Source organism: Amycolatopsis sp. NPDC104587 (assembly GCF_055583645.1).
This window is the reverse complement of record NZ_JBVJNO010000016.1, coordinates 37,519-64,219: the sequence shown is the minus strand read 5'-3', so window position 1 is coordinate 64,219 and position 26,701 is coordinate 37,519. Positions and strand designations below refer to the sequence as shown.

At 71.4% G+C, this 26,701-nt stretch carries 28 protein-coding genes; 6 read left to right on the top strand and 22 right to left on the bottom strand.

Going from position 1 to position 26,701, the window contains the following annotated elements; all coding sequences use genetic code 11:
• Nucleotides 1-63 precede the first annotated feature (63 nt).
• Together ACZ61C_RS38970 and ACZ61C_RS38965 are read right to left on the bottom strand one after the other, a co-directional pair.
• Nucleotides 64-528 carry an NADPH-dependent FMN reductase gene (locus tag ACZ61C_RS38970; protein ID WP_465312944.1) on the bottom strand — a complete coding sequence of 155 codons (465 nt, stop codon included), beginning with the start codon at nucleotides 526-528 and terminating at the stop codon, nucleotides 64-66.
• Nucleotides 449-1,453 carry a phosphoribosylaminoimidazolesuccinocarboxamide synthase gene (locus tag ACZ61C_RS38965; RefSeq protein ID WP_465312943.1) on the bottom strand — a complete coding sequence of 335 codons (1,005 nt, stop codon included), beginning with the start codon at nucleotides 1,451-1,453 and terminating at the stop codon, nucleotides 449-451. The genes ACZ61C_RS38970 and ACZ61C_RS38965 overlap by 80 nt, the downstream gene beginning before the upstream one ends.
• Before the next feature lie 47 nt (nucleotides 1,454-1,500).
• On the opposite strand from ACZ61C_RS38965, the gene ACZ61C_RS38960 reads away from it, so the two are divergent.
• Nucleotides 1,501-2,307 (top strand): SAM hydrolase/SAM-dependent halogenase family protein, encoded by an 807-nt coding sequence (locus ACZ61C_RS38960; protein WP_465312942.1) that lies wholly within the window; start codon nucleotides 1,501-1,503, stop codon nucleotides 2,305-2,307.
• On the opposite strand, the gene ACZ61C_RS38955 is transcribed toward ACZ61C_RS38960, so the two are convergent.
• From ACZ61C_RS38955 to ACZ61C_RS38900, 12 genes are all read right to left on the bottom strand, one after another.
• On the bottom strand, nucleotides 2,190-3,071 hold the full coding sequence (locus tag ACZ61C_RS38955) for an MOSC domain-containing protein (protein WP_465312941.1): 882 nt from the start codon (nucleotides 3,069-3,071) through the stop codon (nucleotides 2,190-2,192). The genes ACZ61C_RS38960 and ACZ61C_RS38955 overlap by 118 nt on opposite strands.
• Before the next feature lie 43 nt (nucleotides 3,072-3,114).
• Nucleotides 3,115-3,855 carry an amino acid ABC transporter ATP-binding protein gene (locus ACZ61C_RS38950; RefSeq protein ID WP_465312940.1) on the bottom strand — a complete coding sequence of 247 codons (741 nt, stop codon included), beginning with the start codon at nucleotides 3,853-3,855 and terminating at the stop codon, nucleotides 3,115-3,117.
• Nucleotides 3,849-4,607: an amino acid ABC transporter permease gene (locus ACZ61C_RS38945; protein WP_465312939.1), complete on the bottom strand. Its 759-nt coding sequence runs from the start codon at nucleotides 4,605-4,607 to the stop codon at nucleotides 3,849-3,851. The genes ACZ61C_RS38950 and ACZ61C_RS38945 overlap by 7 nt, the downstream gene beginning before the upstream one ends.
• Complete coding sequence (locus tag ACZ61C_RS38940; protein ID WP_465312938.1) at nucleotides 4,608-5,378, bottom strand: ABC transporter substrate-binding protein; 771 nt, start codon at nucleotides 5,376-5,378, stop codon at nucleotides 4,608-4,610.
• A complete protein-coding gene (locus ACZ61C_RS38935) occupies nucleotides 5,375-6,157 on the bottom strand; it encodes an ABC transporter substrate-binding protein (protein ID WP_465312937.1) in 783 nt (260 codons plus the stop codon). Before ACZ61C_RS38935 ends, ACZ61C_RS38940 begins: the two co-directional genes overlap by 4 nt.
• A 1-nt stretch (nucleotide 6,158) precedes the next feature.
• Nucleotides 6,159-6,983, bottom strand: a complete 825-nt coding sequence (locus ACZ61C_RS38930) for a substrate-binding periplasmic protein (protein WP_465312936.1) — start codon at nucleotides 6,981-6,983, stop codon at nucleotides 6,159-6,161.
• A gap of 150 nt (nucleotides 6,984-7,133) precedes the next feature.
• Nucleotides 7,134-8,561 (bottom strand): adenylosuccinate lyase, encoded by a 1,428-nt coding sequence (gene purB / locus ACZ61C_RS38925; protein WP_465312935.1) that lies wholly within the window; start codon nucleotides 8,559-8,561, stop codon nucleotides 7,134-7,136.
• Between the two features lie 97 nt (nucleotides 8,562-8,658).
• On the bottom strand, nucleotides 8,659-9,153 hold the full coding sequence (locus ACZ61C_RS38920; protein ID WP_465312934.1) for a hypothetical protein: 495 nt from the start codon (nucleotides 9,151-9,153) through the stop codon (nucleotides 8,659-8,661).
• Nucleotides 9,154-9,552: 399 nt separating this feature from the next.
• Complete coding sequence (locus ACZ61C_RS38915) at nucleotides 9,553-10,407, bottom strand: DUF4380 domain-containing protein (RefSeq protein WP_465312933.1); 855 nt, start codon at nucleotides 10,405-10,407, stop codon at nucleotides 9,553-9,555.
• On the bottom strand, nucleotides 10,401-11,546 hold the full coding sequence (gene dgoD, locus ACZ61C_RS38910; protein ID WP_465312932.1) for a galactonate dehydratase: 1,146 nt from the start codon (nucleotides 11,544-11,546) through the stop codon (nucleotides 10,401-10,403). Before dgoD ends, ACZ61C_RS38915 begins: the two co-directional genes overlap by 7 nt.
• Nucleotides 11,547-11,560: 14 nt before the next feature.
• Nucleotides 11,561-12,244, bottom strand: a complete 684-nt coding sequence (locus tag ACZ61C_RS38905) for an SDR family NAD(P)-dependent oxidoreductase (RefSeq protein WP_465312931.1) — start codon at nucleotides 12,242-12,244, stop codon at nucleotides 11,561-11,563.
• A 14-nt stretch (nucleotides 12,245-12,258) separates the two neighbouring features.
• Nucleotides 12,259-14,304, bottom strand: a complete 2,046-nt coding sequence (locus ACZ61C_RS38900) for a DUF8189 domain-containing protein (RefSeq protein ID WP_465312930.1) — start codon at nucleotides 14,302-14,304, stop codon at nucleotides 12,259-12,261.
• Between the two features lie 122 nt (nucleotides 14,305-14,426).
• Here ACZ61C_RS38900 and ACZ61C_RS38895 point away from each other — a divergent pair, with 122 nt between their 5' ends.
• From ACZ61C_RS38895 to ACZ61C_RS38885, 3 genes are read left to right on the top strand one after another with little or no spacing between them, the layout of a single operon-like run.
• Nucleotides 14,427-15,341: a sugar kinase gene (locus ACZ61C_RS38895; protein ID WP_465312929.1), complete on the top strand. Its 915-nt coding sequence runs from the start codon at nucleotides 14,427-14,429 to the stop codon at nucleotides 15,339-15,341.
• Nucleotides 15,338-15,955, top strand: coding sequence for a bifunctional 4-hydroxy-2-oxoglutarate aldolase/2-dehydro-3-deoxy-phosphogluconate aldolase (locus ACZ61C_RS38890; RefSeq protein WP_465312928.1), 618 nt, complete (start codon nucleotides 15,338-15,340; stop codon nucleotides 15,953-15,955). Before ACZ61C_RS38895 ends, ACZ61C_RS38890 begins: the two co-directional genes overlap by 4 nt.
• Nucleotides 15,948-16,946, top strand: coding sequence for a lactonase family protein (locus tag ACZ61C_RS38885; protein WP_465312927.1), 999 nt, complete (start codon nucleotides 15,948-15,950; stop codon nucleotides 16,944-16,946). Before ACZ61C_RS38890 ends, ACZ61C_RS38885 begins: the two co-directional genes overlap by 8 nt.
• Here the strand turns inward: ACZ61C_RS38885 and ACZ61C_RS38880 are convergent.
• Nucleotides 16,935-17,555 (bottom strand): hypothetical protein, encoded by a 621-nt coding sequence (locus ACZ61C_RS38880; protein ID WP_465312926.1) that lies wholly within the window; start codon nucleotides 17,553-17,555, stop codon nucleotides 16,935-16,937. The genes ACZ61C_RS38885 and ACZ61C_RS38880 overlap by 12 nt on opposite strands.
• Nucleotides 17,556-17,659: 104 nt before the next feature.
• On the opposite strand from ACZ61C_RS38880, the gene ACZ61C_RS38875 reads away from it, so the two are divergent.
• Nucleotides 17,660-18,856 carry a glycosyltransferase gene (locus tag ACZ61C_RS38875; protein ID WP_465312925.1) on the top strand — a complete coding sequence of 399 codons (1,197 nt, stop codon included), beginning with the start codon at nucleotides 17,660-17,662 and terminating at the stop codon, nucleotides 18,854-18,856.
• Here ACZ61C_RS38875 and ACZ61C_RS38870 read toward each other — a convergent pair.
• From ACZ61C_RS38870 to ACZ61C_RS38855, 4 genes are read right to left on the bottom strand one after another with little or no spacing between them, the layout of a single operon-like run.
• Entirely contained in the window at nucleotides 18,839-20,851 is a 2,013-nt protein-coding gene (locus ACZ61C_RS38870) for an alpha-galactosidase (RefSeq protein WP_465312924.1), read from the bottom strand. The two genes, ACZ61C_RS38875 and ACZ61C_RS38870, sit on opposite strands and share 18 nt — an antisense overlap.
• Nucleotides 20,852-20,865: 14 nt before the next feature.
• Nucleotides 20,866-21,687 (bottom strand): carbohydrate ABC transporter permease, encoded by an 822-nt coding sequence (locus tag ACZ61C_RS38865; protein ID WP_465312923.1) that lies wholly within the window; start codon nucleotides 21,685-21,687, stop codon nucleotides 20,866-20,868.
• The gene (locus ACZ61C_RS38860; RefSeq protein ID WP_465312922.1) at nucleotides 21,684-22,601 is read right to left on the bottom strand and encodes a carbohydrate ABC transporter permease; all 918 of its coding nucleotides are present in this window, start codon (nucleotides 22,599-22,601) and stop codon (nucleotides 21,684-21,686) included. Before ACZ61C_RS38860 ends, ACZ61C_RS38865 begins: the two co-directional genes overlap by 4 nt.
• A gap of 1 nt (nucleotide 22,602) precedes the next feature.
• Nucleotides 22,603-23,901 carry an ABC transporter substrate-binding protein gene (locus ACZ61C_RS38855; protein ID WP_465312921.1) on the bottom strand — a complete coding sequence of 433 codons (1,299 nt, stop codon included), beginning with the start codon at nucleotides 23,899-23,901 and terminating at the stop codon, nucleotides 22,603-22,605.
• A 169-nt stretch (nucleotides 23,902-24,070) separates the two neighbouring features.
• Here ACZ61C_RS38855 and ACZ61C_RS38850 point away from each other — a divergent pair, with 169 nt between their 5' ends.
• On the top strand, nucleotides 24,071-24,775 hold the full coding sequence (locus tag ACZ61C_RS38850; RefSeq protein ID WP_465312920.1) for a FadR/GntR family transcriptional regulator: 705 nt from the start codon (nucleotides 24,071-24,073) through the stop codon (nucleotides 24,773-24,775).
• On the opposite strand, the gene ACZ61C_RS38845 is transcribed toward ACZ61C_RS38850, so the two are convergent.
• The 3 genes from ACZ61C_RS38845 to ACZ61C_RS38835 are packed head-to-tail and all read right to left on the bottom strand — an operon-like array spanning nucleotide 24,757 to nucleotide 26,624.
• Nucleotides 24,757-25,371 carry a TetR/AcrR family transcriptional regulator gene (locus tag ACZ61C_RS38845; RefSeq protein ID WP_465312919.1) on the bottom strand — a complete coding sequence of 205 codons (615 nt, stop codon included), beginning with the start codon at nucleotides 25,369-25,371 and terminating at the stop codon, nucleotides 24,757-24,759. The two genes, ACZ61C_RS38850 and ACZ61C_RS38845, sit on opposite strands and share 19 nt — an antisense overlap.
• A 34-nt stretch (nucleotides 25,372-25,405) precedes the next feature.
• Nucleotides 25,406-26,122 (bottom strand): hypothetical protein, encoded by a 717-nt coding sequence (locus ACZ61C_RS38840; protein WP_465312918.1) that lies wholly within the window; start codon nucleotides 26,120-26,122, stop codon nucleotides 25,406-25,408.
• Nucleotides 26,115-26,624, bottom strand: a complete 510-nt coding sequence (locus ACZ61C_RS38835) for a SigE family RNA polymerase sigma factor (protein ID WP_465312917.1) — start codon at nucleotides 26,622-26,624, stop codon at nucleotides 26,115-26,117. Before ACZ61C_RS38835 ends, ACZ61C_RS38840 begins: the two co-directional genes overlap by 8 nt.
• Between the last annotated feature and the right edge of the window lie 77 nt (nucleotides 26,625-26,701).

Sequence of the window (26,701 nt, the reverse complement as noted above, 5' to 3'; positions counted from 1 at the left end):
GACGCACGCGTCTGACGCACGCGTGAACTGCGCAGAACGGGCGGCCGACACTTGCCGGAAGGGTCAGCCGCCTTCGCGGAGGCGCTGCACCGCCACCGCGATCCGGCCACGCAGGTCGGGGTCGGCGACCTGACCGTCGGCGACATCCACGCGTGAAATCGGAATCCGCACGCACGCCTCGTCGACGATGCGCGCGCCCGCGTACGTCAGGACCTTGCGGAGCGAGTCGTGGGCGTCGCGGCCGCCGGTCGGGGCCGCGACCGAGGACGCGTTGATCCACGCCACCGGCTTGCCGTAGATCTCGCCACCGCCGACGGTCCAGTCGAGCAGGTTCTTGAAGGACCCCGGCAGTCCGCCGGCGTACTCCGGCGTGCAGATCAGGACGGCGTCGGCCGCCTTGATCGCGGCGCGCAGCTCCGCGACGGCGGGGTGCAGGGGGTCGTGGTCGTCATCCGGGTTGAAGTGCGGCAGGTCGCCAAGACGGGGATAGGTCGTGCTCGCGGTGAGCGTCGCCACGGTCCCCAGCACCGCCGCATTGCCGGAGCCTGCCCGCAGGCTGCCGCAGATCAGCAGGATCACGCAGCCAGTCTGCCAGGGAACGCCCGGTGATGCGGTGGCATGCCTCGAGGTACCGCTCGCGCGTGGCGGTCACCACCTCGGGCGGCAGGGGCGGCAGCGCGGAGACGCAGTCCCACCCGGACGCCGGGCCGACGAGCCAGTCGCGCACCTGCTGCTTGTCGAACGACGGCCGCTGACGGCCGGGCCGGAGAGCGCCGGCGAGCCAGTAGCGCGCCGAATCCGGCGTCAGCAGCTCGTCCGCGAGCACGAGTCCGCCGTTCTTGCCGAGGCCGAACTCGAACTTCGTGTCGGCCAGCAGCAGGCCCTGCTCGGCGGCCCGCGCGGCGCCGCGGCGGTACAGCTCGAGCGAGGCCTCACGGACCTCCTCGGCGAGCCGGTGGCCGACGATCTCCGCGAACTTCGCGAAGTCGATGTTCACGTCGGGTTCGCCGGGCCGGGTCTTGGTGGACGGCGTGAAGATCGGCTCGGGCAGGCGGGCCGACTCGGCCAGGCCGGCCGGCAGCGGGACCCCGCACACGGAGCCGGACCGGCGGTAGTCCGCGTAACCGCGGCCGGTCAGGTGACCGCGGACGACGGCCTCGATCGGCAGCATGTCAAGCCGTTCGACGAGCAGCGCCCGGCCGCGGACCTCGTCCGGGATCCCGGGTCCGTCGTAGGCCACCAGGTGGTTCGGGAGGACGTCGGCCAGTTCGGTGAACCAGAACACGCTCATCGCGGTGAGGACATGGCCCTTGTCCGGGACCGGGGTGGGAAAGACCTGTTCGAAGGCGGAAATGCGGTCGGAGGCGACGAGCAGGAGGAGGTTGTCGCCGACTTCGTAGAGGTCGCGAACCTTGCCGGGAACGAGCTCCCGGCATGCGGGGAGGGGGGTCACGCGCTGAACCCTAACGGGCACGCTCCGCCACCATGGATGATGCTGGCATGGCGTACGACTGGATCTCGGTGACGACCGACTACGGCCTGCGCGACGGCTTCGTGGCGGCCTGCCACGGCGTGATCGCGCGGCTGGCGCCCGCCGTGCGGGTGATCGACGTGACCCACGAAGTGCCTCCGCAGGAGATCCGGCACGGGGCGATGGCGCTGGCCCAGACGGTGCCGTTCCTGCCGGAGGCAGTGCACGTCGCCGTGGTCGACCCGGGTGTGGGCACGGCTCGGCTCGGGGTGGTCGTCGTGACCGAAGGCGGGCTGCTGGTCGGGCCGGACAACGGCCTTCTGCTGCCCGCCGCGCAGGCGCTCGGCGGGGTGCGGGCGGCGTACGAGCTGGCTGAGCCGTCGCTGCGGCTGGCGGTCACGTCGGCGACGTTCCACGGCCGGGACGTCTTCGCGCCGGCGGCCGCGCACCTCGCGCTGGGTGTCGCGCCGGCGGACTTCGGCGACCCGGTGACCGACCTGGTCGTGATGCCGGAGCCGTTCGTCGCGGCGTTTCCCGGGAAGCTGGTGTCGGAGGTGCTGACCGTCGACCACTTCGGCAACGTCCAGCTGGCCGCGACCCCGGCGGACCTCGAGCTGTCCGGTCTGTCGGGCGCGGTTTCCGTGCACAGCGAACGGGTCGCGGTCACCACGGTGCTCGGGCGGACCTTCGCGGACGTGCCCGCCGGGGCGAGCGTGCTCTACACCGACTCGGCCGGGCGGCTGGCCGTCGCGGTCAACGGCGGCTCCGCGGCCGACGTGCTGGGGCTGGGCCCGGCCCAGGAGTGCACGATCACCTCGTCGCCCACCGCGACCTGACCCGGTCGCAGCACCGCGGCCTTCATCCCGAAGATCACTCCGCCGTCCGGGTGACGCCGGTAGGCGGCGAGCGTGCGGATCGGCTCGGGGCCGGCCTTCTCACCGGTCTCCTGGTCGACCATCGGAACCGTGCAGCGCACGCACTGCTTGGCGTAGCCGAACATCGCAGTGCCCACGGACATCGCACGGACTTCGTCCTCCATGTGCGGCTCGACCCAGCCGGAGACGATCACGTTGGGCCGGAAGCGATCCATCGGCACCGGCTCGGCTCCTCGTTCGAGGATGCGCGAGTTCAGTCCGTCCAAAGAGGACTCCGAGGCGACAAGCAGTGCGTGGCCGTCGGCGAAGGCGGCCGTGCCTGGGGTCTCGCCGCTGGTCACGCGCTCGTGGTCCGGCGCCACCCCGATCAGCACCGACGGCAGGCCGAGGAGGTCCGAGAACCACTCCGCGGCCTCGGCGCCCTGGTGGACTCCGGTGCCGTGCCAGGAGAACGTCGAGCCCGGGTGCCGCGGGCCTTCGCGGCGGACGTCGAGGACGAGGTCGCCGAGGCCCGGCGCGGACAGCGACAGCCGGTCGCCGAGCACCCGGGGCCGGACCGACGCCAGGACCGGGTAGCGGCGCTGGCTGCGGAAGTCGCCGTCCGGTGCGACGACCTGAAACACACGGTCGTGGGCCAGGCCGGCCGGACCGACCTCGGCGGCCGGCACCGAAGTGCCGGCGCAGCCCTTGACCGGGTAGTACGTCAGCCGCGCGATCCTCGCCATGCCCGCAGGTTACCCGGGGCCCGGCCGCCGAAGCCCGCGCTTTTCAGAGCACCTGGGAGAGGAACCGCTGCAGGCGCGGGCTCTGCGGTGCGTCGAAGATCTGGGCCGGTGAGCCCTGCTCGACGATCTTGCCCGCGTCCATGAAGGCAACCTCGTCGGCGACACTCCGCGCGAAACCCATCTCGTGGGTGACGACGACGAGCGTCAGCCCGCGTTCGGCGAGGCCCGCCATCAGGTTCAACACGCCCTTGACCAGTTCAGGATCGAGGGCGCTGGTGGCCTCGTCGAACAGCATCACCTCGGGATCCATCGCCAGCGCCCGGGCGATGGCGACTCGCTGCTGCTGGCCGCCGGAGAGCGCGCTCGGGCGGTACGGCGCCTTGTCCGCAAGGCCGACGTCGGCGAGGCGGGCGCGGGCGATCTCGATCGCCTCCTCCTTGCCCAGCTTCTTCACGCTCCGCAGCGGCAGCACGATGTTGTCGAGCACACTGCGGTGGCCAAACAGGTTGAAGTGCTGGAACACCATGCCGACGCGCTGGCGCAGCGCGTCGGGGTCGGCGTGGATCACCGACTCGCCGTCGAGGAGCAGATCGCCGGAATCGGGCTCCTGCAACCGGTTCACGCACCTCAGAAGGGTCGACTTGCCCGAGCCGGACGGCCCGATCACGCAGGTCGTCTTCCCGCTCGCCACCTTGAGGTCGACCCCGCGCAGGACCTCCAGCGTGCCGAAGCGCACGTGGACGTCGCGCAGTTCCACGCTGGACGAGCGGACTGCCGTCACCACGTCATGACCCTTCCTCCGGCGCCGAGCTCCACCGGATCGGTCTCGTCCGCCCGGACCTTGCGGCCGGTCCGGAGCTTCTTGTCGATGTAGTTGACCAGGTGCGTCAGCGGCACGGTGATCACCAGGTAGACGAACCCGGCGGCGACCAGCGGCGACAGGTTGCCGGTGTTGGCCGCGAGGTCCTGCCCGATCCGGAACAGCTCGCGCTGCTCGGACAGCAGGCCGAGGAAGTACACCAGGCTGGAGTCCTTGATCAGCGCGATGAACTGGTTCACCAGCGCCGGCAGCACCCGCCGCACACCCTGCGGGATGACCACCAGCAACATCGCCTTGCTGTAGCTCATCCCCAGCGCGCGGCTGGCTTCCAGCTGTCCTTTCTCGACACTCTGGATGCCGGACCGGAAGATCTCGCCGATGTAGGCGGCCGCGATCAGGCTCAGCGCCAGGATGCCCAGGGGGTACGGGTTGGTGCCGACGACATCCCGCGCGAGCGTGCCGAGGCCCTGGCCGATCACCAGGATCGTCAGGATCGCCGGCAGGCCGCGGAAGATGTCGGTGTACACCCGCGCCGGCCAGCGCAGCCACGGCTTGGTGGACAGGCCCATCACCGCGACGACCATGCCGAGCACGATGCCGATCAGCGCGGACGTCAGCGCCAGGATCAGCGTGTTGAGCAGGCCGGTCTTCAGCAGGTCCGGGAAGACCTGCCAGATGTACTCCCAGTTGAAGAAGGTGTCGAGGAACTGGTCCATCTACTGCCCCGGCTTGAACTCGGCGGGCACGGGCGCGGTCGGCTCGAAGCGGTCGTGCACCTTGAGCCAGGTGCCGTCGGCGACGACCTTCTTGATGCCGCTGTTGATCTTGCCGATCAACTCGTTGTCGCCCTTCTTGAAGGCGAAGCCGTGCGGGATGGTGGTGACGACCGATTTGGCGACCTGGAGCCCGGCGTTGTTCTTCGCGTAGTCCTCGGCGGTGGCCTGGTCGAACACCGCGCCGTCGACAGCTCCGGTCTTGAGCGCGCTCAATGCGGCCGCGTCGTTCGGGAACCGGACGGCCTGCGCGGTGGGCGCGTTCGAGCCCAGCCAGGTGTCCGAGACCGTGCCCTGGACCACACCGATCCGCTTGCCGGCCAATGAGTTCTCGTCGGTGATGCCGGCGGTGTTCCTGGCCGCGATGCCCAGGGCCTGGTAGTTGTACGGTGCCGAGAAGTCGACGGTCTTGCGCCGGGCGTCGGTCTGCGCGATGGCCGAGCTGCCGATGTCGAAGGTGCCATTCGCGACCTGGCCGAGCAGCGACGAGAAGTCCGTCGCGACGAACTCGACCTTGAGGCCCTCCTGCTGCGCGATGGCCTTCAACAGCTCATTGTCGAACCCGGTGAAGGTGCCGTTTTCCTGGTAGGCGTTGGGTTTCGAGTCGCTCAGCGTGCCGACGCGCAGGGTGTCCGACGTGCTGTCCGCGCCGCCGCACGCGGTGAGCGCGGCCAGCAGGGTCGCGGTGACGGCTGTGACGAGTGCCTTCCTCACGCTCCTCCTCCCGAGAACCCGGCCGGCACCGGGACGGATGGGAGGAACTGCTGGTGCAGCTTCAGCCAGGTGCCGTCGGCGATGACCTGCTTGAGCCCGTCGTCGATCTTGCCGAGCAGTGCGCTGTTGCCCTTCTTCACCGCGAAGCCGTGCGGCACGTCGGTGACGAAGCTCTTCACCACGACGAGCCGGGCGTCCGGGTTGTCGGTCACGTTCTTCTCGGCGATGCTCTGGTCGAGGATGTACGCGTCGACAGCGCCGGTCTTCAACGCGGTCAGCGCGGCCGCGTAGTCGGGGAAGCGCACGGCCTGCGCGGTGGGGACCGTGCTGGTCAGCCAGTGGTCGCCGACGGTCGCCTGGATGACGGCGACGCGCTTGCCGGCCAGCCCCTTCTCGTCGGTCACCGGCGTGCCCTGCTTCGCCTGGATGCTCATCGTTTCGAAGTCGTAGGCCGCGGAGAAGTCGACGGTCTTCTTGCGCTCGTCGGTCTGCGCGATCGCCGAGCTGGCGATGTCGTAACGACCGGACGCGACCTGTCCGAGCAGGGCGGAGAAGTCCGTCGCGGCGAACTCGAGCTTCAGGTTCTGCTTGACCGCGATGGCCTTGAGCAGCTCGTTGTCGAAGCCGGTGTAGTTGCCGTCCTTAAGGAAGATGTTCGGCGGCGCGTCGCTGAGGGTGCCGACGCGCAGGGTCGCGGAAGCGGCGTCCGAGCCACCGCCGCACGCGGTGAGCGTGGCGACGAGGGCGGCGGTCAGGCCGGTGAGCAGGAGCTTCTTCACGTCAGACCCCCGGGTTCGTGACGAGCAGGCCGGGGCCGCCCTGCTGGAGCTCCTTGGACAGCGGCGTGTTCTTGTAGAACTGCGCGTAGATCCGCGCGACCGTGCCGTCGGCGATCGCCTTGGCGAGGCCGTCGTTGAGCTTCTTCAGCAGGTCCGTGTTCTTCTTGGCGACGGCGAACGCGGACGGGGTGTCCTTGTCCTCGACGGTGTAACCGAGCTCCAGCGGGACCGCCGGGTTCTGGTCGAGGTACTTCTGGCCGATGTCCTGCGGCACGACCCAGCCGTCGAGCGTGCCGTTCTTCAGCTGCGCGAAACCTGCGTTGTAGTCCGGGAAGCGGACGACCTGGGCGCCCGCGACCTTGCCCGCGAACTCGTCCTGGACCGAGCCCTGGACCACGCCGAGGCGCTTGCCCGGCAGCGCGCCGGCGTCCTTGAGGTTCGCACCCTTCGCGGTGACGACCGTGGTGAAGCCGGTGTTGTAACCGTTCGAGAAGGCGACGGTCTTCTTGCGCGCCTCCGTGCTGGAGATCGTCGAGCTGCCGATGTCGAACTTGCCGGTCGCGACGCCGGCCAGCAGACCGGAGAACTCGGTGCCGACGAACTCGACCTCGAAGCCTTCACGCTTCGCGATGTCGCGCAGCAACTCGTTGTCGTAGCCGGTGAACCGGCCGTTCTCCAGGTAGATCGACGGCGGGGCGTCGCCCAGAGTGCCGACGCGCAGGGTCTGGCCGGCGGCGGAGGTGTCCGAGCCGCCGCACGCGGCCAGGGTCAGCGTCAGCGCGCCCGCGGTGACGACGGCGGCAATTCTCGACAGCGTGGATCTCATCGCTTCTTCCATGGTTGATCGCGCACGGGGCGCGATGAATGCGCGCCAGGCCGCGGGATGGGCGGCCCGGCGCTCCGGGTTCAGCGATCGAGATTAGGGATTTGACCCGTTGGTGTGGATTCGTTCCAGTCCGTGGACTGGTGCGTCAGCTCACAGGATCGGCTGCGGTGCGTACCCCGCCGCCTCGGGGAACTGCTCGAGCACCTGCGCGACGCGCTCGGCGACCTGCGTCACCTGGCGGCCGGCCGTGCCGGTGAACGAAATCCGGTCGGCGAGCAGCTTGTCCAGCTCACCGCGGTCGAGCGGGATGCGGTCGTCGGCGGCGAAGCGGTCGAGCAGGTCGTTCTCCGCGCGGCCTTCCCGCATCTCCAGCGCGACGGCGACGGAGTGCTCCTTGATCGCTTCGTGGGCCGTCTCACGTCCGACGCCGGCGCGGACCGACGCCATGAGCACCTTCGTGGTGGTGAGGAACGGCAGGTAGCGATCAAGCTCACGCTCGATGACCGCCGGGAAGGCGCCGAACTCGGCCAGCACCGTGAGGAAGGTCTCCAGCAGGCCGTCGAGCGCGAAGAACGCGTCCGGCAGCGCGACGCGGCGGACGACCGAGTCGGAGACGTCACCCTCGTTCCACTGGTCGCCGGCCAGCTCGCCGATCATCGAGAGGTAGCCGCGCAGCACGACGGCGAGGCCGTTCACGCGCTCGCACGAGCGGGTGTTCATCTTGTGCGGCATGGCGGACGAGCCGACCTGGCCGGGCTTGAAGCCCTCGGTGACCAGCTCGTGGCCGGCCATCAGCCGGATCGTCTTGGCCAGGCTGGACGGCGCCGCCGCGACCTGGACCACGGTGGACAGCACGTCGAAGTCGAGCGAGCGCGGGTACACCTGGCCGACGCTGACGAACCGGCGGCTGAAGCCGAGGTGCTGCACCACACGGTCTTCGAGCTCGTCCAAAGTGGACTCGTCGCCGAGCAGGTCGAGCATGTCCTGCGCGGTGCCGACCGGGCCCTTGATGCCACGCAACGGGTACCGGCCGATCAGGTTGTCGAGCCGCTCGAAGGCGACGAGCAGCTCGTCGGCCGCCGTGGCGAACCGCTTGCCGAGGGTGGTGGCCTGCGCGGCGACGTTGTGCGAGCGGCCGGCCATGACCGTGTCGGCGTGCTCGACGGCGAGGGCGGCCAGCCGGGCCAGCACGGCCGCGACGCGGGTGCGCACGAGCTCCAGCGAACGGAGCTGCTGCAGCTGCTCGACGTTCTCGGTGAGGTCGCGCGAGGTCATGCCCTTGTGGATGTGCTCGTGTCCGGCGAGCGCGCTGAACTCCTCGATGCGCGCCTTGACGTCGTGCCGGGTGACGCGCTCGCGCGCGGCGATCGACTCGAGGTCGACGTGCTCGAGGACCCGCTCGTAGGCCTCGACGACACCGTCGGGCACGTCGACACCGAGGTCCTTCTGCGCCTTGAGGACGGCGAGCCAGAGCTGCCGCTCCAGGACGACCTTCTGCTCCGGCGACCAGAGCCGGACCAGCTCCGGCGAGGCGTAGCGGGAGGCGAGCACGTTCGGAATGCGGGGCTTGTCCGTCACGACCTCACGATACCCGGGCTGGTGGCGACCCCCGGCAGGGCCGCCACCTGCGGGTACTACGGCAGGACCCGGACGTCGGACGCCTTCGTGGCGCCGGTCACCAGCGTGTGGTTGGCGGGCACGTTCGCCGGGCCGAACCGGGCGTAGTAGTTCTCCGGCTGGCCGCCGGGAGCGTCCAGGGGATCGGCGCGACCGTCCACAGCGAGCTGAACGGGATCTCCGCCGGGTACTCCGGCTGCTCCGGGAAGGCGCGGCCGTACAGCGGCACCGACGTGACGCCGGTGGGCGCGGTCACCCGCTCGGCGCGGGCGGGCACCGCCACGCAGTGGCCCGGGTTCGCGAACCAGGCCTCCTGGCCGCCGTACCAGATGGCGGTCCAGTCGCCCTGCTGCCCGGCGAGCGCGTACGTCCGGCCGGCGACGGCCTTGTCGCTCCAGTCGTCGATCGCCGTTGTGCCGGGTGAGCCGTTCGGGTGCACCACCGGGTCGGTGACCAGCGGCGAGTTCGCGTCCGGCGCGGTGTGCAGGGGGACGAAGTTCGCGCCGTGGGCGGGCAGCGGCGTGCAGACGCCGGTCTTGTCGCAGCTGGTCATCGCGGGCTGGTTGGTCGTGTAGTCCGGGTTGATCGTGACAGCCTGGCTCGCCGGTCCGCCGGTTCAGCGCGCGTTCCCGCGAGACGTCTTCGTGCCCCAGGATGTACTGGGATCTGGTACTTCGCTGCTAGGTAGCGCACCATTGCCGCCGACGAGCGGTACATCTGCTCCGGTGTACCAGGTGCCGCCCTGCGCGGCGATGCCCCCCGCGCTCCCCGCCGTCGGGTCCTGGAACGTCGCGATGGCCTGGTCGTACGGGCTTCAGCTTGCTGGTGGGCAGGAACTCGGTGTCGTGGATGACGACCAGTCGTAGGCCGCGTGCGCGGTGACTGGGACCGTGGCCGCGATCGCCAGCGCGAACGCCGCCGCGACAAGGGTTCTGCCTGTGAAGGTCACGCGTCATGAAACCGGGAACGGGCCCACCGTGGCGCGGATCGGCAAGCTCGTGACCGCGCCGGGCGCGAGCGTCGTCAGCGGGCCGAGGACCTCCAGCTCGACGATCCGCGCCGGCGGGTCGAGGTCGCCGAGCGACGCCAGCGGCTCGGGAAGCGGGTGCTCCAGCCAGATCTCGAGCGGCGAGCCCTCGTCCGGGTACTCGCCCGCGGGGTCGACGTCGTACGCGAGCGTCAGCGGCCCGTACGCCACCCAGCCCGCCGTTCCCGGCACGCCCAGCTTGCCGACGACGTCCTGGGGCGGCACGACCAGGCGGTCACCGTCCACTGTGTACTCCGGGGTGCCGGTTCCGGCGACCAGCGCAACGACGTCGGGCCGCCGGAGCCCCGCGGTCACGGGTCCGCCGCCGGGCAGCTGGGTGACGTTCCACAGGGCCCAGCGGACCGGGTGCGAGCTGGTGTTCTCCGCGGACAGCCGCAGGTCGTACCCGTCGTCGAGGATCGTGACCGCGCGGGTCAGGCGCAGGCCGGTTCGCGGGTCCGGTGCGCTGGTCATGGTGACCGTGTCGCCGTCGGTCACGGCGGTGTACGGGCCCGAGTCGAGCACCGGGTCGGGCGGGCCGGGCCACTGGCCGGGGCCGTCCCAGCCCTGCGGGGCGGGCCACGTCTTGTCGCCGCCGTAGTTGACCCAATCGCCCATCCGGCCGGAGTTGGGGGCGTAGGCGCCGCGCAGGTCGTCACCGAGCAGCGCCGGGTTGCGCCAGAGCAGCTCGCGGCCGCGGTACCGCACCGACAACAGGCGGCCGCCCAGCTCCGGAACCAGGCCGAGCCGCAGGTCACCGCGCTCCAGCCAGGTCACCATTCGGCGAGACCGCCGTCGTCGTGGCGCCAGACCGGCGAGCGCCACGCGTGGCCGATCTCGTCGGCGCGGCGGACAGCGGCCTCGTCGACCTCGATGCCGAGGCCGGGCCCGAGCGGGCGGGCCGCGTACCCGTCCCGGAACGCGAAGATCGAGGAGTCCACGAGGTACTGGTGCTCCTGGCCCTCGTGGTAGTGCATGCCGACGCTCTGCTCCTGGATCAGGAAGTTCGGCGTGGCGAACGCGACCTGCAGGGACGCGGCCAGCGAGATCGGGCCGAGCGGGCAGTGCGGCGCCAGCGACGCGCCGTACATCTCGGCCAGCGCGCCGATGCGCCGCAGCTCGGAGATGCCGCCGGCGTGGGACGGGTCCGGCTGCAGGACGGCGACCCCGGCGTCGAGCACCGGCTTGAACTCCCAGCGCGAGTAGAGCCGCTCGCCGACCGCGACCGGCACGGTGGACGCCTCGACGACCTTGCGCAGCGCGTCGCCTTGGGTCTCCGGGAGGATCGGCTCCTCGACGAACATCGGCTGGACGTCTTCGAGGAGCTTGACCAGGCGGCGGGCCATCGCGGGCGAGACGCGGCCGTGGAAGTCGATCGCGAGGTCGCGGTGCGGGCCGAGCGCCTCGCGGGCTTCCCACGCGCGGGCCACCGCCGCCTCGGCCTCGGCGGGGGACGCGATCGCCGTCAGCGGGCCGGCGACGTTCATCTTCACCGCCGTGAACCCGGCCTCGACCTGCGCGGTCACGGCCTCGCGGATGCCGGCCGGGCGGTCGCCACCGACCCAGCTGTAGACGCGGACGCGGTCGCGGACCGGGCCGCCGAGCAGCTCGTGCACCGGCGCGTTGCGGACCTTGCCGGCGATGTCCCACAGCGCGTGGTCGAAGCCGGACAGCGCGCTGGAGAGCACCGGGCCGCCGCGGTAGAAGCCGCCGCGGCGCAGCACCTGCCAGTGGTCCTCGATGCGCAGCGGGTCCTGGCCGATGAGCAGCTCGGACATCTCGTGCACGGCGGCGCGCACGGTCTCCGCGCGGCCCTCGACCACGGGCTCGCCCCAGCCGCTGATCCCCTCGTCGGTGCTGACCTTGAGGAACAGCCAGCGCGGCGCGACCAGAAACGTTTCAATGCCGGTGATCTTCACCCGTTGTCCCCCATCTACGCGGAATCCTTGGCGGCGGACCAGCCACCGTCGACGGTCAGCTCGGCCCCGGTGACGAACGACGCGGCGTCCGAAAGCAGGAAGGCGATCACGTCCGCGACCTCGGCCGGCCGGCCGAGGCGCCCCACCGGCGTCGCGCGGGCGCTGCGTTCGCGGTCCTCCGGCGAGATGCGGTTCCAGGCCTCGGTGAGCACCGGCCCGGGCAGCACGGAGTTGACCCGCACGTCGGGGGCGTACTCCACGGCCAGCTGCCGGGCCAGCGCGACCTGCGCGCCCTTGCTCGCGGCGTACGCGGGGTGGCCCGGCAGGCCGAAGTGCGCGTGCACCGAGGAGACGAGCACGACCGCGCCGCCGCGGGCCCGCAGCGAGGGCAGGCAGGCCCGGACGGCGAGGTAGGTGCCGGTGAGGTTGACGTCGAGCTGGCGGCGCCACCCGTCGAGGCCGAGCTCGTGCAGCGGCCCGGTGCTGGGCACGTAGGCGTTGCTGACCAGGGCGTCCACCTCACCGATGTCCGCCCAGGTCGCCTCGTCGGCGACGTCGCCCCGGATCGGGAGGACGCCGTCGGGGAGTTCGGCGATGTCCACGCCGAGCACGCGGTAGCCGTCGTCGAGCAGTTTCCGGGCCGTCGCCAGCCCGATCCCGGACGCCGCTCCGGTCACCACCGCCGTACGCGTGGACATCGCCTGCTCCTTCGTCAGAACTTCGCTACGTGGACATGGTCGTCCGGCCCGCGGGCGGCGAACCACAGCGACGCGCCGTCGGACGCGGCGCCGAGGGTTCCCACGATGCTCCCGCTCGGGTACTCCGGCCGCTTGAACCAGCCCGCCCAGGAGCCGGACCAGGCGTTGGCCCACAGCGAGTAGTCGCTCGCGGACGCGGTGAGCGCGACCTTCGCGCCGACGGCGACCAGCGTCGGGCTGCTGCTGACCGTGCCGCCGATGCCGGTCCAGTCCGACCAGGTGCCGCCGGTCTTCGTGCGGGCCCAGACGCTGTCGTCCGCCGTGCGGACCGCGACGACCGTGCCGCTGGTGGACGTCGCCGCGCCGGGCCGGCCGTAGATCGGCTTGCCGCCGGGCGCGCCGAGACCGGACCACTGACCGGCGCTGGTCCGCTGCCAGACCTGGCCGTCGGCGCCGCGGACGAAGACCGTCCCGTCGGTGGTCACGGACGGCGAGTCGGTGAGCGTGCCGCCGAGCCGCTTCCAGTCGCTCCAGCGCTTCGAGTAGCTCCGCTGGTAGAGGGCGTTGTCGAGCCCGCGGACGTAGACGTCGATGCCGGTGGACGTGGCGACCGCGGCGGGCTGGCCGAGGAACGTGCCGCCCACCTGACGCGGCCCGTCGAGGCCCTTGACCTGCAGGGAGCCGTTCCGGTCGCGGAAGAACGTCACCGTCTTGCCGCCGGTGCGGACGATCGCCGGGCTGGCGGACGCGTCGCCACCGAGGTCGTCACCCGGGACGAGGTCGGTGCCGTGCAGGCGGAGGAACGCCGTGCCGTGCGCGGGCACGGTGACGGTGTACGAGCCGGTCGCGGTGCCGCGGTCGGCGCGGGCGCGCAGGTCCCGGACGGACACCCGGCCCTTGAGCCCGGCGTCGGCGAGGTTCAGCGTCATCTGCGTCGGCGCCTCACCGCGGTTGAGCAGCACCACGGCGCGGTCGCCGTCGCGGGAGAGGACCTTGCTGTAGGTGTCGGTGGTGCCGGTCGTCGCGACGCGGACACCCTGGGTGCCGAGGCGGTCCTGGTTGACCCCCACGATCTCCGGGTTCTTCAACGTGCCGATCATCGACGCCGGGAGCGTGCGCGGGTCCGAGCCGATGATCAGCGGGGAGGCCATCTCCGCCCACATGACGAGCTGGGTGGTCGACTCCTCCTCGTTCAGCTCGTAGGTGCCCTGCTCGGTCTTGCGCATCGGGATCAGGTAGTCGGGGTCGTTGTAGTGCCCCGGCCCGTTCGCCTCGGGGTGCGCGGCGTTGGCGTCCATGTTGCGCAGGACGTCCTTCCAGATCCCCTCGTAGGGCGTGCCGAACGCGATGTCCGTGCTGGTGCGCCAGGAGTCGGCGACCAGCGGGCCGTAGCTGTAGGCGATGCCGGCGACCTGGTCGGGCCCGTGCGGGGTGCCCCACTCGTCGGTGACCGGGTTGCAGACGTTCAGCACCATCGGCCGGCCTGCCTTCGCGAGGGCCTTGCTGAACTGCGTGAACGCGTCGGCGGGCTTGAGGTTCTGGGCGATGCCGCAGAGGAAGTCGACCTTGACGGCGTCGAACTTCCAGCTCGCGAAGCGCTTGGTGTCCTGCTCGTAGTGGCCGCCGGAGCCGGCCGCGCAGTTCTTGCCGTCGGAGGCGCCCGCGTCGGTGTAGATGCCGGCCTTGAGCCCCTTGCCGTGCAGGTAGTTGACCAAAGTGGATAGTCCACTGGGGAACTTCGCGCTGTCCGCGAGGAGGTTGCCGTGCGCGTCGCGCGGGTCCGGGGCGGTCCAGCCGCCGTCGATCCAGACGTAGCGGTAGCCGGCGTCGCGCAGGCCGCTGGAGACGAGGAAGTCCGCGACGGACTTCACCGACGCCTCGCTGGGGGCGCCGAGGCCGTAGTAGGTGTTCCAGCCCATGTACGGGGTCTTCGCGACCCCGCTGTCGTAGTAGTCGGGAGCGCCTTGGTCCACGGCCGGTGTTGCCTGTGCGGGGATCGCGATGGCGGTGAGCGCGGCGGCTGCCGCTGCTACGACCGCTAGGGATCTCTTCAGGAGCATGTTGCTGGACACCCTTCTCCGATGAAACAGCGTCAGCTGGCCGGGGAGCAGCATGCCGGGGCGTCTCGGCTTCCGTCAAGAATAAATCCTAAATTAAGATTTCACGCGCTATGCTCTCCCCGATGAACACCGAAGTCGTCACTCTCGGCGAGGCGATGCGGCTGCTGCTCGCCGAGCCCGGCGTCGCGCTGCGGCGCGCGCACACCTTCACCTCGTCCGTCGCCGGGGCCGAGACGAACGTCGCGGTCGGCCTGGCGCGGCTCGGGCACCGCGTCCGCTGGCTGAGCCGGGTCGGCGACGACCCGTCCGGCGCGCACGTGCTCGCGACCCTGCGCGCGGACGACGTCGACGTCTCGCGCGTCGAGGTTGATCCGGACGCGTACACCGGCTTCCTGATCCGGGACACCGAGACCGTCGAGTACCACCGAAGCGGCTCCGCGGCTTCGCGCCTCTCCGCCGCCTTCGTCCGCGAAGCGGGTCTCGACGGCGCACGGCTCGTGCACGTCTCCGGCATCACGGCGATGCTGTCCGACGGAGCACGCGAAGCCGTCGAAACTCTCTTCACGCTCGCACGAGCCTCGGGCGCCTGGGTGTCCTTCGACCCGAACGTCCGGGTGAAACTCGGCAAGCCGGACCGGTGGCGCGAGACCGTCGGGCCGTTGCTGACCAGGGCGGATCTCGTCTTCGCCGGCGAGGACGAGCTCGAGCTGCTCGGGCAGACGCCGGACGCGCTGCTCGCGGGCCGGGCGCAGACGGTTGTCGTCAAGCAGCGGGACAAGCTCGCGCGGGCCGTGACCGCGGACGGCTCGTGGTCGCAGCCGAGCCTGGTCACGCGGGTCGTCGACCCGGTCGGCGCGGGTGACGCGCTGACGTCCGGATACCTCTCGGCGTGGCTGCGCGGCGCCGAGCCGGCTGAGGCGCTGCGCGCGGGCGCGGCCTGCGCGGCGCTGGTCGTCGGCACGCGGACCGACCTCGAAGGCCTTCCGGACCGCGGGGAGCTCACCAAGGCACTGATCGGCACGGAGGTGGACCGATGACCTATCGATGGGAGATCACGGCGAACGCGCTGCGTCAGGGCGTGGTCGGGATCGTGCGCACGCACGACGCGGAGTCCGCTGTGGAGGCGGCCCGCGCGGCGCTCGAAGCCGGGCTGCGCTCGATCGAGCTGCCGCTGACCAACCCCGGTGCGCTGGACGCGATCTCGGGGCTCACCGCGGCCTACCCGGACGCGACGATCGGGGCCGGCACGGTGCTCGACGAGGCGTCGGCGGTCCTCGCCATCCGGGCGGGCGCGCGGTTCCTAGTGTCGCCGTCGGTGGACAGCGCGGTGATCCGCACCGCTCACCGGTACGGCGCGGCGGCCTTCCCGGGCGCCGGTTCGGTGACCGAGATCGTCCACGCGCTGGAACGAGGCGCCGACGCGGTGAAGGTGTTCCCGGCTTCCGCGCTGAGCCCGTCCTGGGTGAAGGACGTCCGGGCGGCGCTGCCGCAGGCGCCGCTGGTACCCACCGGCGGCATCGCACCCGAAGACGTGCCACGCTGGCTCTCGGCGGGCGCGGTCGCTTGCGGGATCGGCTCGGCGCTGACCCGCGGCACCACCGCGGAGATCTCCGCCCGGGTCGAGACGCTGTTGAGGAGCGCGCATGGCTGAGCTGGTCTTCGTCGGGTGCTACCCCGGAGACGCGGGGAACGGCACCGGGATCACGACGTTCTCGCGGTCGGCTTCGGGCGAGCTGACGGAGGTCGCCGCGCTGCCGATGGAGTCACCGTCGTGGCTGACGCGGCACCCGTCGCTGCCGGTGCTGTACGCGGCGAACGAGACGGCCACCGGCGCGGTGACGGCGCTCTCCTTCGACGGCTCGGGCGCGCTTTCGGTGCTGGGCACGGCCGAGACAGGCGGCGCGCACCCGTGTCACCTGGCGGTGACCCCGGACGGCCGGTTCCTGCTGTGCGCCAACTACACCGGCGGCAGCCTGGCGGTGTTCTCGCTGTCCTCGTCGGGCGCGATCGAGGCGCGGACGGCGCTGGTCCAGCACACCGGCACCGGCCCGGACGCGGCCCGCCAGGAGGCGGCGCACGTCCACATGGCGGTTCCCGGCGACGGCATCGTGAGCGCGGTCGACCTGGGCACGGACGAGATCCGCAGCTACACGCTCCGATCCGACGGCTCGCTGGAGCCGCTGGCGGTGTCCTCCCTGCCGCCGGGCACGGGCCCGCGCCAGCTGGTCCGGCGGCCGGGCACCGACCTGGCGTACGTCGTCGGTGAGCTGGCCGGGACGCTCGTGACCGTCCGGGAGACATCGCCGGGCGCTTTCGAGGTGGTGTCGGTGACGCCGTCGACGCTTTCTTCCGTGACGCCCAACCTGGTGGCCCACCTGGAGCTGACCGAGACGCGGCTGTACGTGTCGAACCGCGGCCCGGACTGCGTGACGGAGTTCGCCCTCGACGACGCGGTGGCCGTGGCGGACCAGCCGTGCGGCGCGAACCCGCGGCACTTCGCCCTGGTGGACGGGACTTGCTACGTCGCGGCCCAGTCGGAGGACGCGATCACGGCGTTCACATTGACGGCGTCGGGTGGCGCGGAGCTGCGCCGTTTCCCGACGGGCTCGCCGACGTTCGTCCTGCCGGTCTCACTGCCCTGAGCCGCATTCCGCGGGGAAGAGCAGCTCGCCGGCTTCGACGACGGCGCCGAGCACACGCAGGTCGCCGTCCTCCAGGCGGACGGCCACCGGTGCGCCGCCGTGCCGCCCGGCGCTGTGGACGCCGGGCGGAAGCCGGCCGCCCAGGGTGCCGAACGCGACCGTGTCGGCGCCGTCGGCCAGGACCTCCCGGACGTCGAACCGCCAGTGCCGGTCCGCCTCCTTCCGGAGCACGGGCCACCCGGTGAGCGCGGGCCGGCGGGCCCGGACCTGCGCCGCGACCCCGCAGCAGAGGGGAGCCGCGGCGACGCGCGGGTAGTCGTCGGACGGGCGGAGCTCCATGGCGTACGTCAGCAGGTCCGCGGCGATCACCCGGACGACCGGGTGCCCGTGTTCGACGATGTCCAGCAAGGCCGGCGCCGCGAACACCGCCGCGGGGTAGACCGTGCCGCTGTGCTCGTGGAGGAGCCCGGTGTTGGCCAGCACCGAGCTGGGCGCCGAAGCCTCGAGCACCGTCGTGGCCGCCGCCAGCTCGCGCAACGCGGGCCCGACGCTGTCCGGCTCGTACCAGCCGGGTGGTCCGGGAACGGCGTGCCAGTCCACTGCGGACACCACGACCTCCCTCGTACTCAACGTATAGCGCACCCCCGGGCTTGCGGCAAGCCCCCCTGGCTCCAGCAGAATCACCGCCCTGACGAGAAACAGGGGGATTCACCATGCGTGTTCTGCTGTCCACCTACGGGTCGCGCGGGGACGTCGAGCCGTTGGTCGCCTTCGCCGTCCGGTTGCGGGAGCTGGACGCCGAGGTCACGGTCTGCGCGCCGCCGGACGACGACTTCGTGGCGCGGCTCGCCTCCATCGACGTTCCGCTTGTCGCCGTGGGGCCGTCGGCGAAGGCGTTGACCAAGGCCGCGCCGCCGCCGTCTTCGCTGCCCGAACGGGCCGCGCAGCTGATCGCCGCGCAGTTCGACGTCATGCCCGAGGCCGTCGAGGGCTGCGACGTCGTGGTCGCCACCGGCATGATGCCGACCGCCGCCGGGGCGCTTTCCGTCGCCGAGCTGGCCGGGGTCCGGTCGGTCTACGTCGCCTTCCAGAAGGTCACCCTGCCGTCGCCGCACCACGCGCCGCTGGCCTATCCCGGGCGGCCGCACCCGGCGGGCGTCACCGACAACCGGGCGTTGTGGGACCTCGACCGCGAGAGCATGAACGTCCTGTTCGGCCCGGGCCTCAACACCAGCCGGGTCGCGCACGGGCTGTCCGAAGTGGACGACGTCCGCGAGTACGTCATCGGCAAGCGACCGTGGCTGGCGACCGATCCGGTCCTCGACCCGTGGCCGCCCACGGCCGACCTCGACGTCGTCCAGACCGGCGCGTGGACCGTTCCGGACGAACGCCCGCTGCCGGCCGACCTGGCGGCGTTCCTCGACGCCGGCGAGCCTCCGGTGTACGTCGGCTTCGGGAGCATGCCGATGCACGCCGCCGCGGACGTCGCCGAGGTCGCTGTCGCGGCGGTGCGGGCGCACGGCCGCCGCCTGGTGCTCAAGCGCGGCTGGGCCGGCCTGACGGTGGCCGGCGACGACGTCTTCGCCGTCGACGAGGTCAACCACCAGGCGCTCTTCCCGCGCACCGCCGCCGTCGTGCACCACGGCGGCGCCGGCACCACCACCACGGCGGCGCGCTCCGGCGTGCCGCAGGTCGTGGTCCCGCAGGCCACCGACCAGCCCTACTGGGCGAGCCGCGTCGCGGAGCTGGGCATCGGCGTCGCGCACGACGGTCCGGCGCCGACGACGGAGTCCTTGACGACGGCGCTCGGGACGGCCCTGGCCGCGCGGGCCAAGGCCGCCGAGGTGGCCACCACGGTCCGCACCGACGGAACCGCGGTGGCCGCGAAGCTGCTACTCGAGCCGGCGTAGGACGACGACGTCCGCGTCGTGTTCCGCCGTCCAGTCGAACGGGAGGCCCGCGTGCTTCAGGTGCGCGCCTGAGTAGCGGGTCCCCGATTCGTCCACATAGGACGAGTCGGGAGACACGTCCAGCCGCACCCGCGAGGAGCGGCCCGGGACCAGCGGCGCGCCGGTCAGCTCACCTGTGCTCCACGCCAGGACGACCACCGTGTCGCCGTCCTCGGAGGTGTACTGGGTCGCCGCCGTCGGTTCGGAGGGCCCGTGCAGGACGCGGGCCACCCCGTGGTGGATCACGTCGCGGACCGACTTGTAGACCGCGACCAGCGACGCCGCCTCGGTGTGCTGCGAGGACGTCCACCGGGACAGGTCCGCGCCGATGCCCAGCACGCCCGCCATGGCCGTGACGAACCGGAAACGCAGTGACCGCGGACGCGGGTCGAACACCCCCGGGGAGTCCGTCACCCACGAGCTCATCAGGTGCGGCGCGTGCATCAGCAGGAAGCCGTCCTGGATGGCGAGGCGATCGAGCGGGCCCGTGTTGTCGCTCGGCCAGACGACGTCGGTGCGCTCGACCGTCGCCAGGTCCGTACGGCCACCACCACCGGCGCAGGCCTCGATCGTGACGTGCGGATGACGAGCACGCAGGTGGTCCAGCACCGACAGGTACCCCGCGACGTGCTCGGCGTCCAGGTCTGCGGCAGGGGAACCCGGGCGGCCGCGTTCCGTCGGCGGGCGGTTCATGTCCCACTTCAGGTACGAGATCGGGTACGTCGACAACAGTGAGTCCAAAGTGGACTTGATGAACGAGACGACGTCGGGCAGCCCCAGGTCCAGCAGCAGCTGGTTGCGGATCAACGTCGCCGGGCGGCCGTCGATGCGGTACACCCAGTCCGGGTGCGACGCGTACAGCTGCGACTTCGGGCTGACCGCCTCCGGCTCGACCCACAGCCCGAACTCCAGGCCCAGCTCGCGGACCGAGTCGACGAACTCGCCGAACGACTCCTCCGCCGGGGTCCAGTCGCCCAGGCCGCCGGTGTCGTCGTCGCGGCCCACGAACCAGCCGTCGTCGACGACGAACAGCTCAACACCGATGTCGGCCGCCCGCTTCGCCAGCTCCAGCTGGTGTGCGCTCCGGACGTCGAAGCCCGTGGCTTCCCACGAGTTGTAGAGCACCGGACGCGGCCGCCGCCACCGGGAACCCGCCAGCACGCGGTCGTGGTCGTGCCACACCGACGCCAGCCCGGCCAGACCATCCACACTGGACGCCAGCGCGAGCGCGGGTGTCACCAGAGAGGCCCCGGGCTCGAGAAGCACCGGCCCCGGCGAAGGCAACCGGCCCGCTCGGACGCGCGTCAGGCCGGAAGGCTCCACATCGGCCTCGATGGACCACGAACCCGGCCAAGCCAAGGAGACGCCGTAAGCGGGACCGCCGGCGGCGTCCTGCACCGCCAGCCACGGCACGTGCGCGTGGCCCGGCACGCCGAAGCGGCTCTCCATCCGGAACCCGCCGGCGGCCAGTTCGACCGACTGGCGGGTGAACTCCCGCGACCACTGGCCGGTCAGGTACGTCAGCCGGGCCGCGCCGGACGTGGGGACGCACACGCCCGCCGAGCCGAGGCGGTCGAACTCCAGGACCGCCGAGCCCGTGTTCGTGAACTCGACCCAGCGGGTCAGCACGTCCGTCTCGGCCGACCCGCGGTAGCAGAGCACCGCACGCAACCCGGTCAGCTCATCCACAAAGGACAAACGCAGGTCCGGGTCCGTGACCGCGCCGTCGAAGCGCCACCACGAGCCGCCGCGCACCGAGACGTCCGCGCCGGAGAACGGGCGCAGGCCCAGCGGCGCGTACTCGACCGGCGCCGCGTCCGCCTCGGTGATGAAGTGCACCGAGCCCGCGTTCGTGAAGACCGACGGGCCGTCCTCGATCCCGTGCGGACCCCAGGCCACGAGCTCGGCCCAGCGGGACGACGGGTCCAGCGCCACGGTGTACGAAGTGGACTTCATGGTCACCGTCCACGTCACTTGATCGCCCCGATCGCCAGGCCCGAGATGAAGTGCTTCTGGAACCGCAGGAACACGGCCACGGTCGGCACGGCCGCGATCACCGAGCCCGCCGCGATCACGTTCCAGTTGGACACGTACTGGCCCTGCAGGCCGAGCAGCGCCGGTGTCACCGGCATCACCGTGCCGGTGCGCAGCACGGTGATCGACCACAGCAGGTCGTTGAACGTCCAGGTGAAGGCGAGCGCGCCGAGCGCCGCCAGCGCCGGGCGGGTCATCGGCAGGATGATCCGCGCGAAGATCTGGACCACGCCGGCGCCGTCGATCAGCGCCGCCTGCTGGATCTCGTCCGGGATCGACCGCATGAACCCCTGCAGCACGAACGTGTAGAACCCGAGGCCGAAGCCGACCTGCACGATGATCAGCGCCGTCAACGTGTCGTAGATGCCGAGCAGCTCCGACAGCTTCGCCACCGGCACCAGCAGGATCTGCGGCGGCAGCAGGTTGCCCGACAGCATCACGAGGATGATCGTGCGCCGCAAGGGGATCTGGTAGCGGCTCAACGCGAACGCCGCGGCCGCGCTGAGCAGCAGGGACAGCAGCACGGTCGGGATCGTCACGATCAGGCTGTTGAGCATCGCGTGCCCGCCGCCGCCCTCACCCCACGCCTGGCCGAAGCCGTCGAGGGAGAACGACGCCGGCAGCGCGCCCAGGCCGTTCGAGGCGATGTCCGAAAAGGACCGGACGCTCGTGGTGAGCACCAGCGCGATCGGCAGCAGCCACAGCACCGAGAGTCCACCCGCGAGCAGGTGGAAGCCCGCGGTCCGCGTCTTCCTCACGAGTCCTCCCGGAATGCGCGCACGAGATAGGTGACGATCACGCCGAACGCCAGCACGAAGATCACCACGGCCAGCGCGGACGCGTACCCGAGCCGCAGCGACTGGAACGCCGTCGCGTACATGTACGTGCTGAGCAGCTCGGACGAGTGGTACGGCCCGCCCTTGGTCATCGACCACACGACGTCGAACGAGCGCAGCGAGTCGATGATGATCACCGACAGGACCACGGAGTTGACGCTGCGCAGCTGCGGCCAGGTGACGTTGCGGAACTGCTGCCACGCCGTGGCGCCGTCCAGCTTGGCCGCTTCGTACAACACCGGGTCGATGCCCTTGAGGCCGGCCAGGTACAGCACCATCACGTACCCGAGCTGCCGCCACAGCGCGGGGACGAGCACCGCGTACAGCGCAGTCTTCGGGTCGGCGAGCCACGAGTGCTGCCAGCTGCCGAGCCCGATCGCGCCGAGCACCTTGTTGACCACGCCGTCCGGCTGGTAGATCACCTGCCAGATCAGCGACGTCGCGACCAGTGAGAACACCACCGGCGTGAACAGGGCGGCGCGGTAGAAGCCGACACCGCGGCGTTCCTTCTGCAGCAACGTCGCCAGCGCGAGCCCGCCGACGGCCGAGAGGCCGCCGAAGAGCACGATCCAGATCACCGTGTCCAGCGCCGCCGTGCCGAAGATGTCGTCGGAGAACATCTCGGCGAAGTTCCCGAGGCCGACGAACTCGGGTGCGGAGACGCCGTCCCAGTTCGTCAGCGACAGGTAGAACCCCTGCAGCGCCGGCCAGAACACCCAGAACCCCTCGACCACGAGGGGCACCAGGACGAACGCCAGCAGCACGGGTGAGAGCCGGCGACGGCGCTTCGGGGCGCGCGCCGCCGTCTTCGGCCGTTCCGCGGTCAGCACCGCCATCTCAGGACTGCCAGACCTTCTGCGCGGCGGTCTGCCAGTCGGCCAGGATCGAGTCGAGCTCGTTCGGCTTCTGGATGAACCGGATCAACGCCGCGTCGGCGGTCGGCTGGAGCGCGTCGGAGGAGTCGCGGTTGAAGAACTGGGTGATCTCCTTGGCGTCGGCGAGCAGCTTCCGTCCCTTTTGGACCAACGGTGTGCCGTTGTCCTTGGCGTCCGGGTTGGTCGGCAGGACCGTGCCGGAGGAGTTCTTGATGTAGAGCTCCTGCGCCTCGGCCGTCGCGGCGTAGGAGAACCACTCCTTGACCTCGGCGACGTGCGGGGTGCGCGCGCTCGCGAAGAAGCCGTCGGTCGGGCCCTCTTCGGCCACCGGCACGGCCGGGTCGAGGATCGGGAACTGGAAGAAGTCGAGGTCGTCGAGGGCGTCCTTCGGGGCGGCGTCGGCGAAGAAGGTGCCGGTCAGGATCATCCCGGTGCGGCCCTGGAGCAGCACGGTCGTGGCGTCCTGGAACGCGATCGCGGTGCCGTTCGGGTCGGTGTAGGGCAGCGCCTGGCGCCACGGGTCGAAGATCTTCTTGACGCGCGAGTCGTCGAAGCGCTGCTTGCCGGCCAGCAGCTCGCGGTGGAACGGCGCGCCGTTGATCCGAATGTTGAGGTAGTCGAACCAGGCCGACGCGGTCCACGGCGTGGTGCCGCCCGCGCCCATGCCGATCGGCGCGATTCCCTTGCCCTTCAGGGTTTCGCAGAGGGCGAGGAACTCGCTCCAGTTGGTCGGCGGCTGCACGCCCCACTTCGCGAAGTTCGACTTCCGGTAGAAGAAGCCCCACCAGTAGTACGACGTCGGGACGAAGACCTGGTGCCCGGCGCCGTCGCCGGAGAGGGTCCGGAAGGCCGGGCTGTAGTTGCCCATGGTCTGCCAGACGTCGCCGACGTCGAGCAGCAGGCCCTTGCGCGCGTAGCCCGACAGCAGCGAACCCGGGTACCAGGTGAAGGTGTCCGGCGGGTTGGCCGCGGTGAGGTAGCTGGGGAGCTGGGTGCGGAAGGTCTCCGACGCCACGGTGTTCACCGTCGCCGTCGCGCCGCCCTTCTCGCCGAACGCCTTGGCCAGCGCCTCGATCGCCTTCTTCGCTTCGGGCGAGGAGAGGTTCGACTGGACGGTGACCGCGCCGGCGGCCTGCTTGACCGGGCCGTTGGACGCGGAAGTGGCGCAGGCGGCGAGGAAGCTGGACGACCCGATCGCACCCAGCCCGGCCAGGCTCGCGTTGCGCAGGAAACGACGGCGGGACAGGCCTGCACTCGTCATGTCGTGACCCCTTTGTCATGTGCACTGTCGTGGTGCCCGCACGGGCGTGACTGCTGCCAAAGAGTGCAACCGGGCGACGCCGCTGTCAAGATGTATTCATAATTTATGATGACTAAGCGGGCAGCGTAGGATGACCTTCCGTCAGTCCGCCAGCTGAGAGGCCCCTCCCTTGACCGAACACCGGCCACGCGGGTTGCACGGCCAGACCGTGGAGGCACTGGCCAGCCGGATCCTGTCCGACGAGTGGGGCGAGGGCACCGTCCTCGACCTGCCCGCGCTGCGTGAAGAGCTCGACATCAGCCTGACCGCGTTGCGCGAGGCGCTGAAGGTGCTGGCCGCGAAGGGCATGATCGACGCGCGACAGAAGCGCGGCACGTTCGTCCAGCCGCGCGAGAAGTGGAACATGCTCGACGCGGACGTCATGCGCTGGCAGACCGCGGCCGCCGACGACCCGGGCCTGCTCGACGAGCTCACCGAGGTCCGCGCGGTCGTCGAACCCGCCGCGGCGCGGATCGCCGCCGAACGCGCGTCCGAGGAGGACCTCGACTCCCTGCGCGAGGCGCTGACCGACATGGCGGCGGCCGGTGACGACGCCGAGGCGAGCGTCCAGGCCGACCTGGCCTTCCACCGGCGGCTGATGACCGCCACCCACAACAACTTCCTGATGCGGATGGAACGGGTCATCGCGATCGGCCTGGCCGAGCGCGACAAGCTGGTGCACGGCGCGTCGGCGGCGGAGGACCCGGTCCCGAGCCACCGGAAGGTGTTCGACGCGATCGTCGCGGGTGACCCGGCCGCCGCCGAACAGGCGATGCTCGCCCTGGTCACGAAGTCACGCGACGACCTGGCGAAGGCTCAGCGCACGCGGTCCTGACCGGCCGGCTCGAGGGCGGTCTGCAGCATCCGGGCGGCCGCCGCGCGCGGCTCCGGGTCGACCGCGATCAGCGCGTTGACGACGGCGCCGTCGACCAGGGCCACCAGCCGCTCGAGCTCGGCCTCGCTCACCGGGGTGCCCGAGCGGGCGAAGATCTCCGTCAGCAGCTCGTTGAGCTGGACCGACAGCGTGCGCATCAACGGCCGCAGGTACGGACGGCGGCCGGTCGCGACCAGCCGCTCGTACCGCAGGAGCACCGCCTCGGCGTCGGCCTCCGGGTCACCGCTCTCCGGCCCGAGCAGCATCTCGAGCACCAGCTCGACGGTCGCCTGCACCCCGCGGTTGCGGATCGCGAGCTCCTCCAGCCGGGCGCGGCCCGCCGCCAGCTCGGCGTTCGAATGGCGCTCGACGGCCGCCGTGACCAGGTCTTCCAGCGAGTCGAAGTAGTACGTCGTCGACGCGAGCGGCAAGCCCGCCCGCTCGGCCACCGCCCGGTGCCGCACGGCGTCGAACCCGCCCTCGACGAGCAGTTTCGCGGCGGCCTCGACGAGCGCGGCGCGCCGTCGCTCCCCCTTGGGGGTGGTCGCAGCGGTCATGACCGGTCATTCTGCCAACCGGGCGGACCCGGGCTCAGAAGCGGGGCGCGAGAGCGCGCGCGAACTCGCCGACCTGGCCCGCGTAGGGCGCCGTCGCTCCGGCGGAAGGCACGCTGACCAGCAGCAGTGCCCCGCCGGACGCCGTGGGCACCTGCGCGGTGACCGCACCGGCCGGCTGGGACTTGAAGACCACCGGGATGCCCTTCGGGTACACCGCCGCGGACACTTCGCCGCCTGGAACCGGGAACCCCGCGGACCGCGACGCCGTCGAACAGGCGCCGCCCGGGACAGCCTGGGAAACGGCGGAGTGGGCGGGGAGCTCGCCAGCGAGGGCAATGGCGAGCTCCCCGTCCACCTCTTCGCACCCGGAGGCGCCTTCGGCCAGTTGGCCGGTCTTCCCGTCCACGCTGCCCCCCTGCTGGGGCGGCGTGGAAGAGAAGTTCGGTGACTCCCCACCGACCTCAGGACGTGCCGGGTCCACCCCGGGTTGCCCCGAGCCGGGCGCGGACTGCGCCGACACGGCGTTGTCCTTGGCCGCGCTCATCGACTCGGGGGTACCCCCGGACAGCGCTCCGTATGCGCCGAACCCGATCACGACGAGCGCCGCGGCGCTGACCCCGGCGGTGATCCGGTTGCGGCGCCGCAGGGTCTGGCGCCGGGACTCGCGGACGACGTCGTCCTGGCCGAAGGTCGGCGACGGCGCGTCCCCGGGCGCGGCGGAGAACAACGAGCGCAGCTCCTGCTCATCCATTGGTCTCCACCTCCCGTTCCAGCACCTGTTTGAGGTTCGCCAGCCCGCGTGCGGTCTGGCTCTTCACGTTGCCTTCGCTGCAGCCCAGTGCCTGCGCCGCGCTGGTCACGTCGAGTCCTTCGAAGAACCGCATGACCAGCACCGCCCGCTGCTTGGGCGGCACTTCCTTCAGCGCCGCGAGCAGGTCTTCCCTGGTCGCGACGAGGTCGTCGAGGCCGGGCGAGTCATCGGCCGGCTCCGGCAGCGTCTCGGTCTGCCATTCGCGCCGCCACGGACGTCGCGACTCGTCGATCGACGCCCGGACGAGCGTCGTGCGGACGTACGCGTCGGTCGCCGCGCGATCCCTGATCTTCTTCCACCTCCGGTGCAGCGCGACGAACGCCGTCTGCGCGAGGTCGTCCGCCCGGTGCCAGTCACCGCAGAGCATGTACGCGGTCCGGCGCACGGCGTCCCGCCTGGCGGCGAAGTACTCCGCGAACTCCTGCTCGTCGCGCTGGTCCACGCGCAGTCGTGCTCCGCTCTGTTGTCGTCGGTGGGTAGGACGGAACAAGGGGCGTCCACGGTTGCACGGACCGCCCG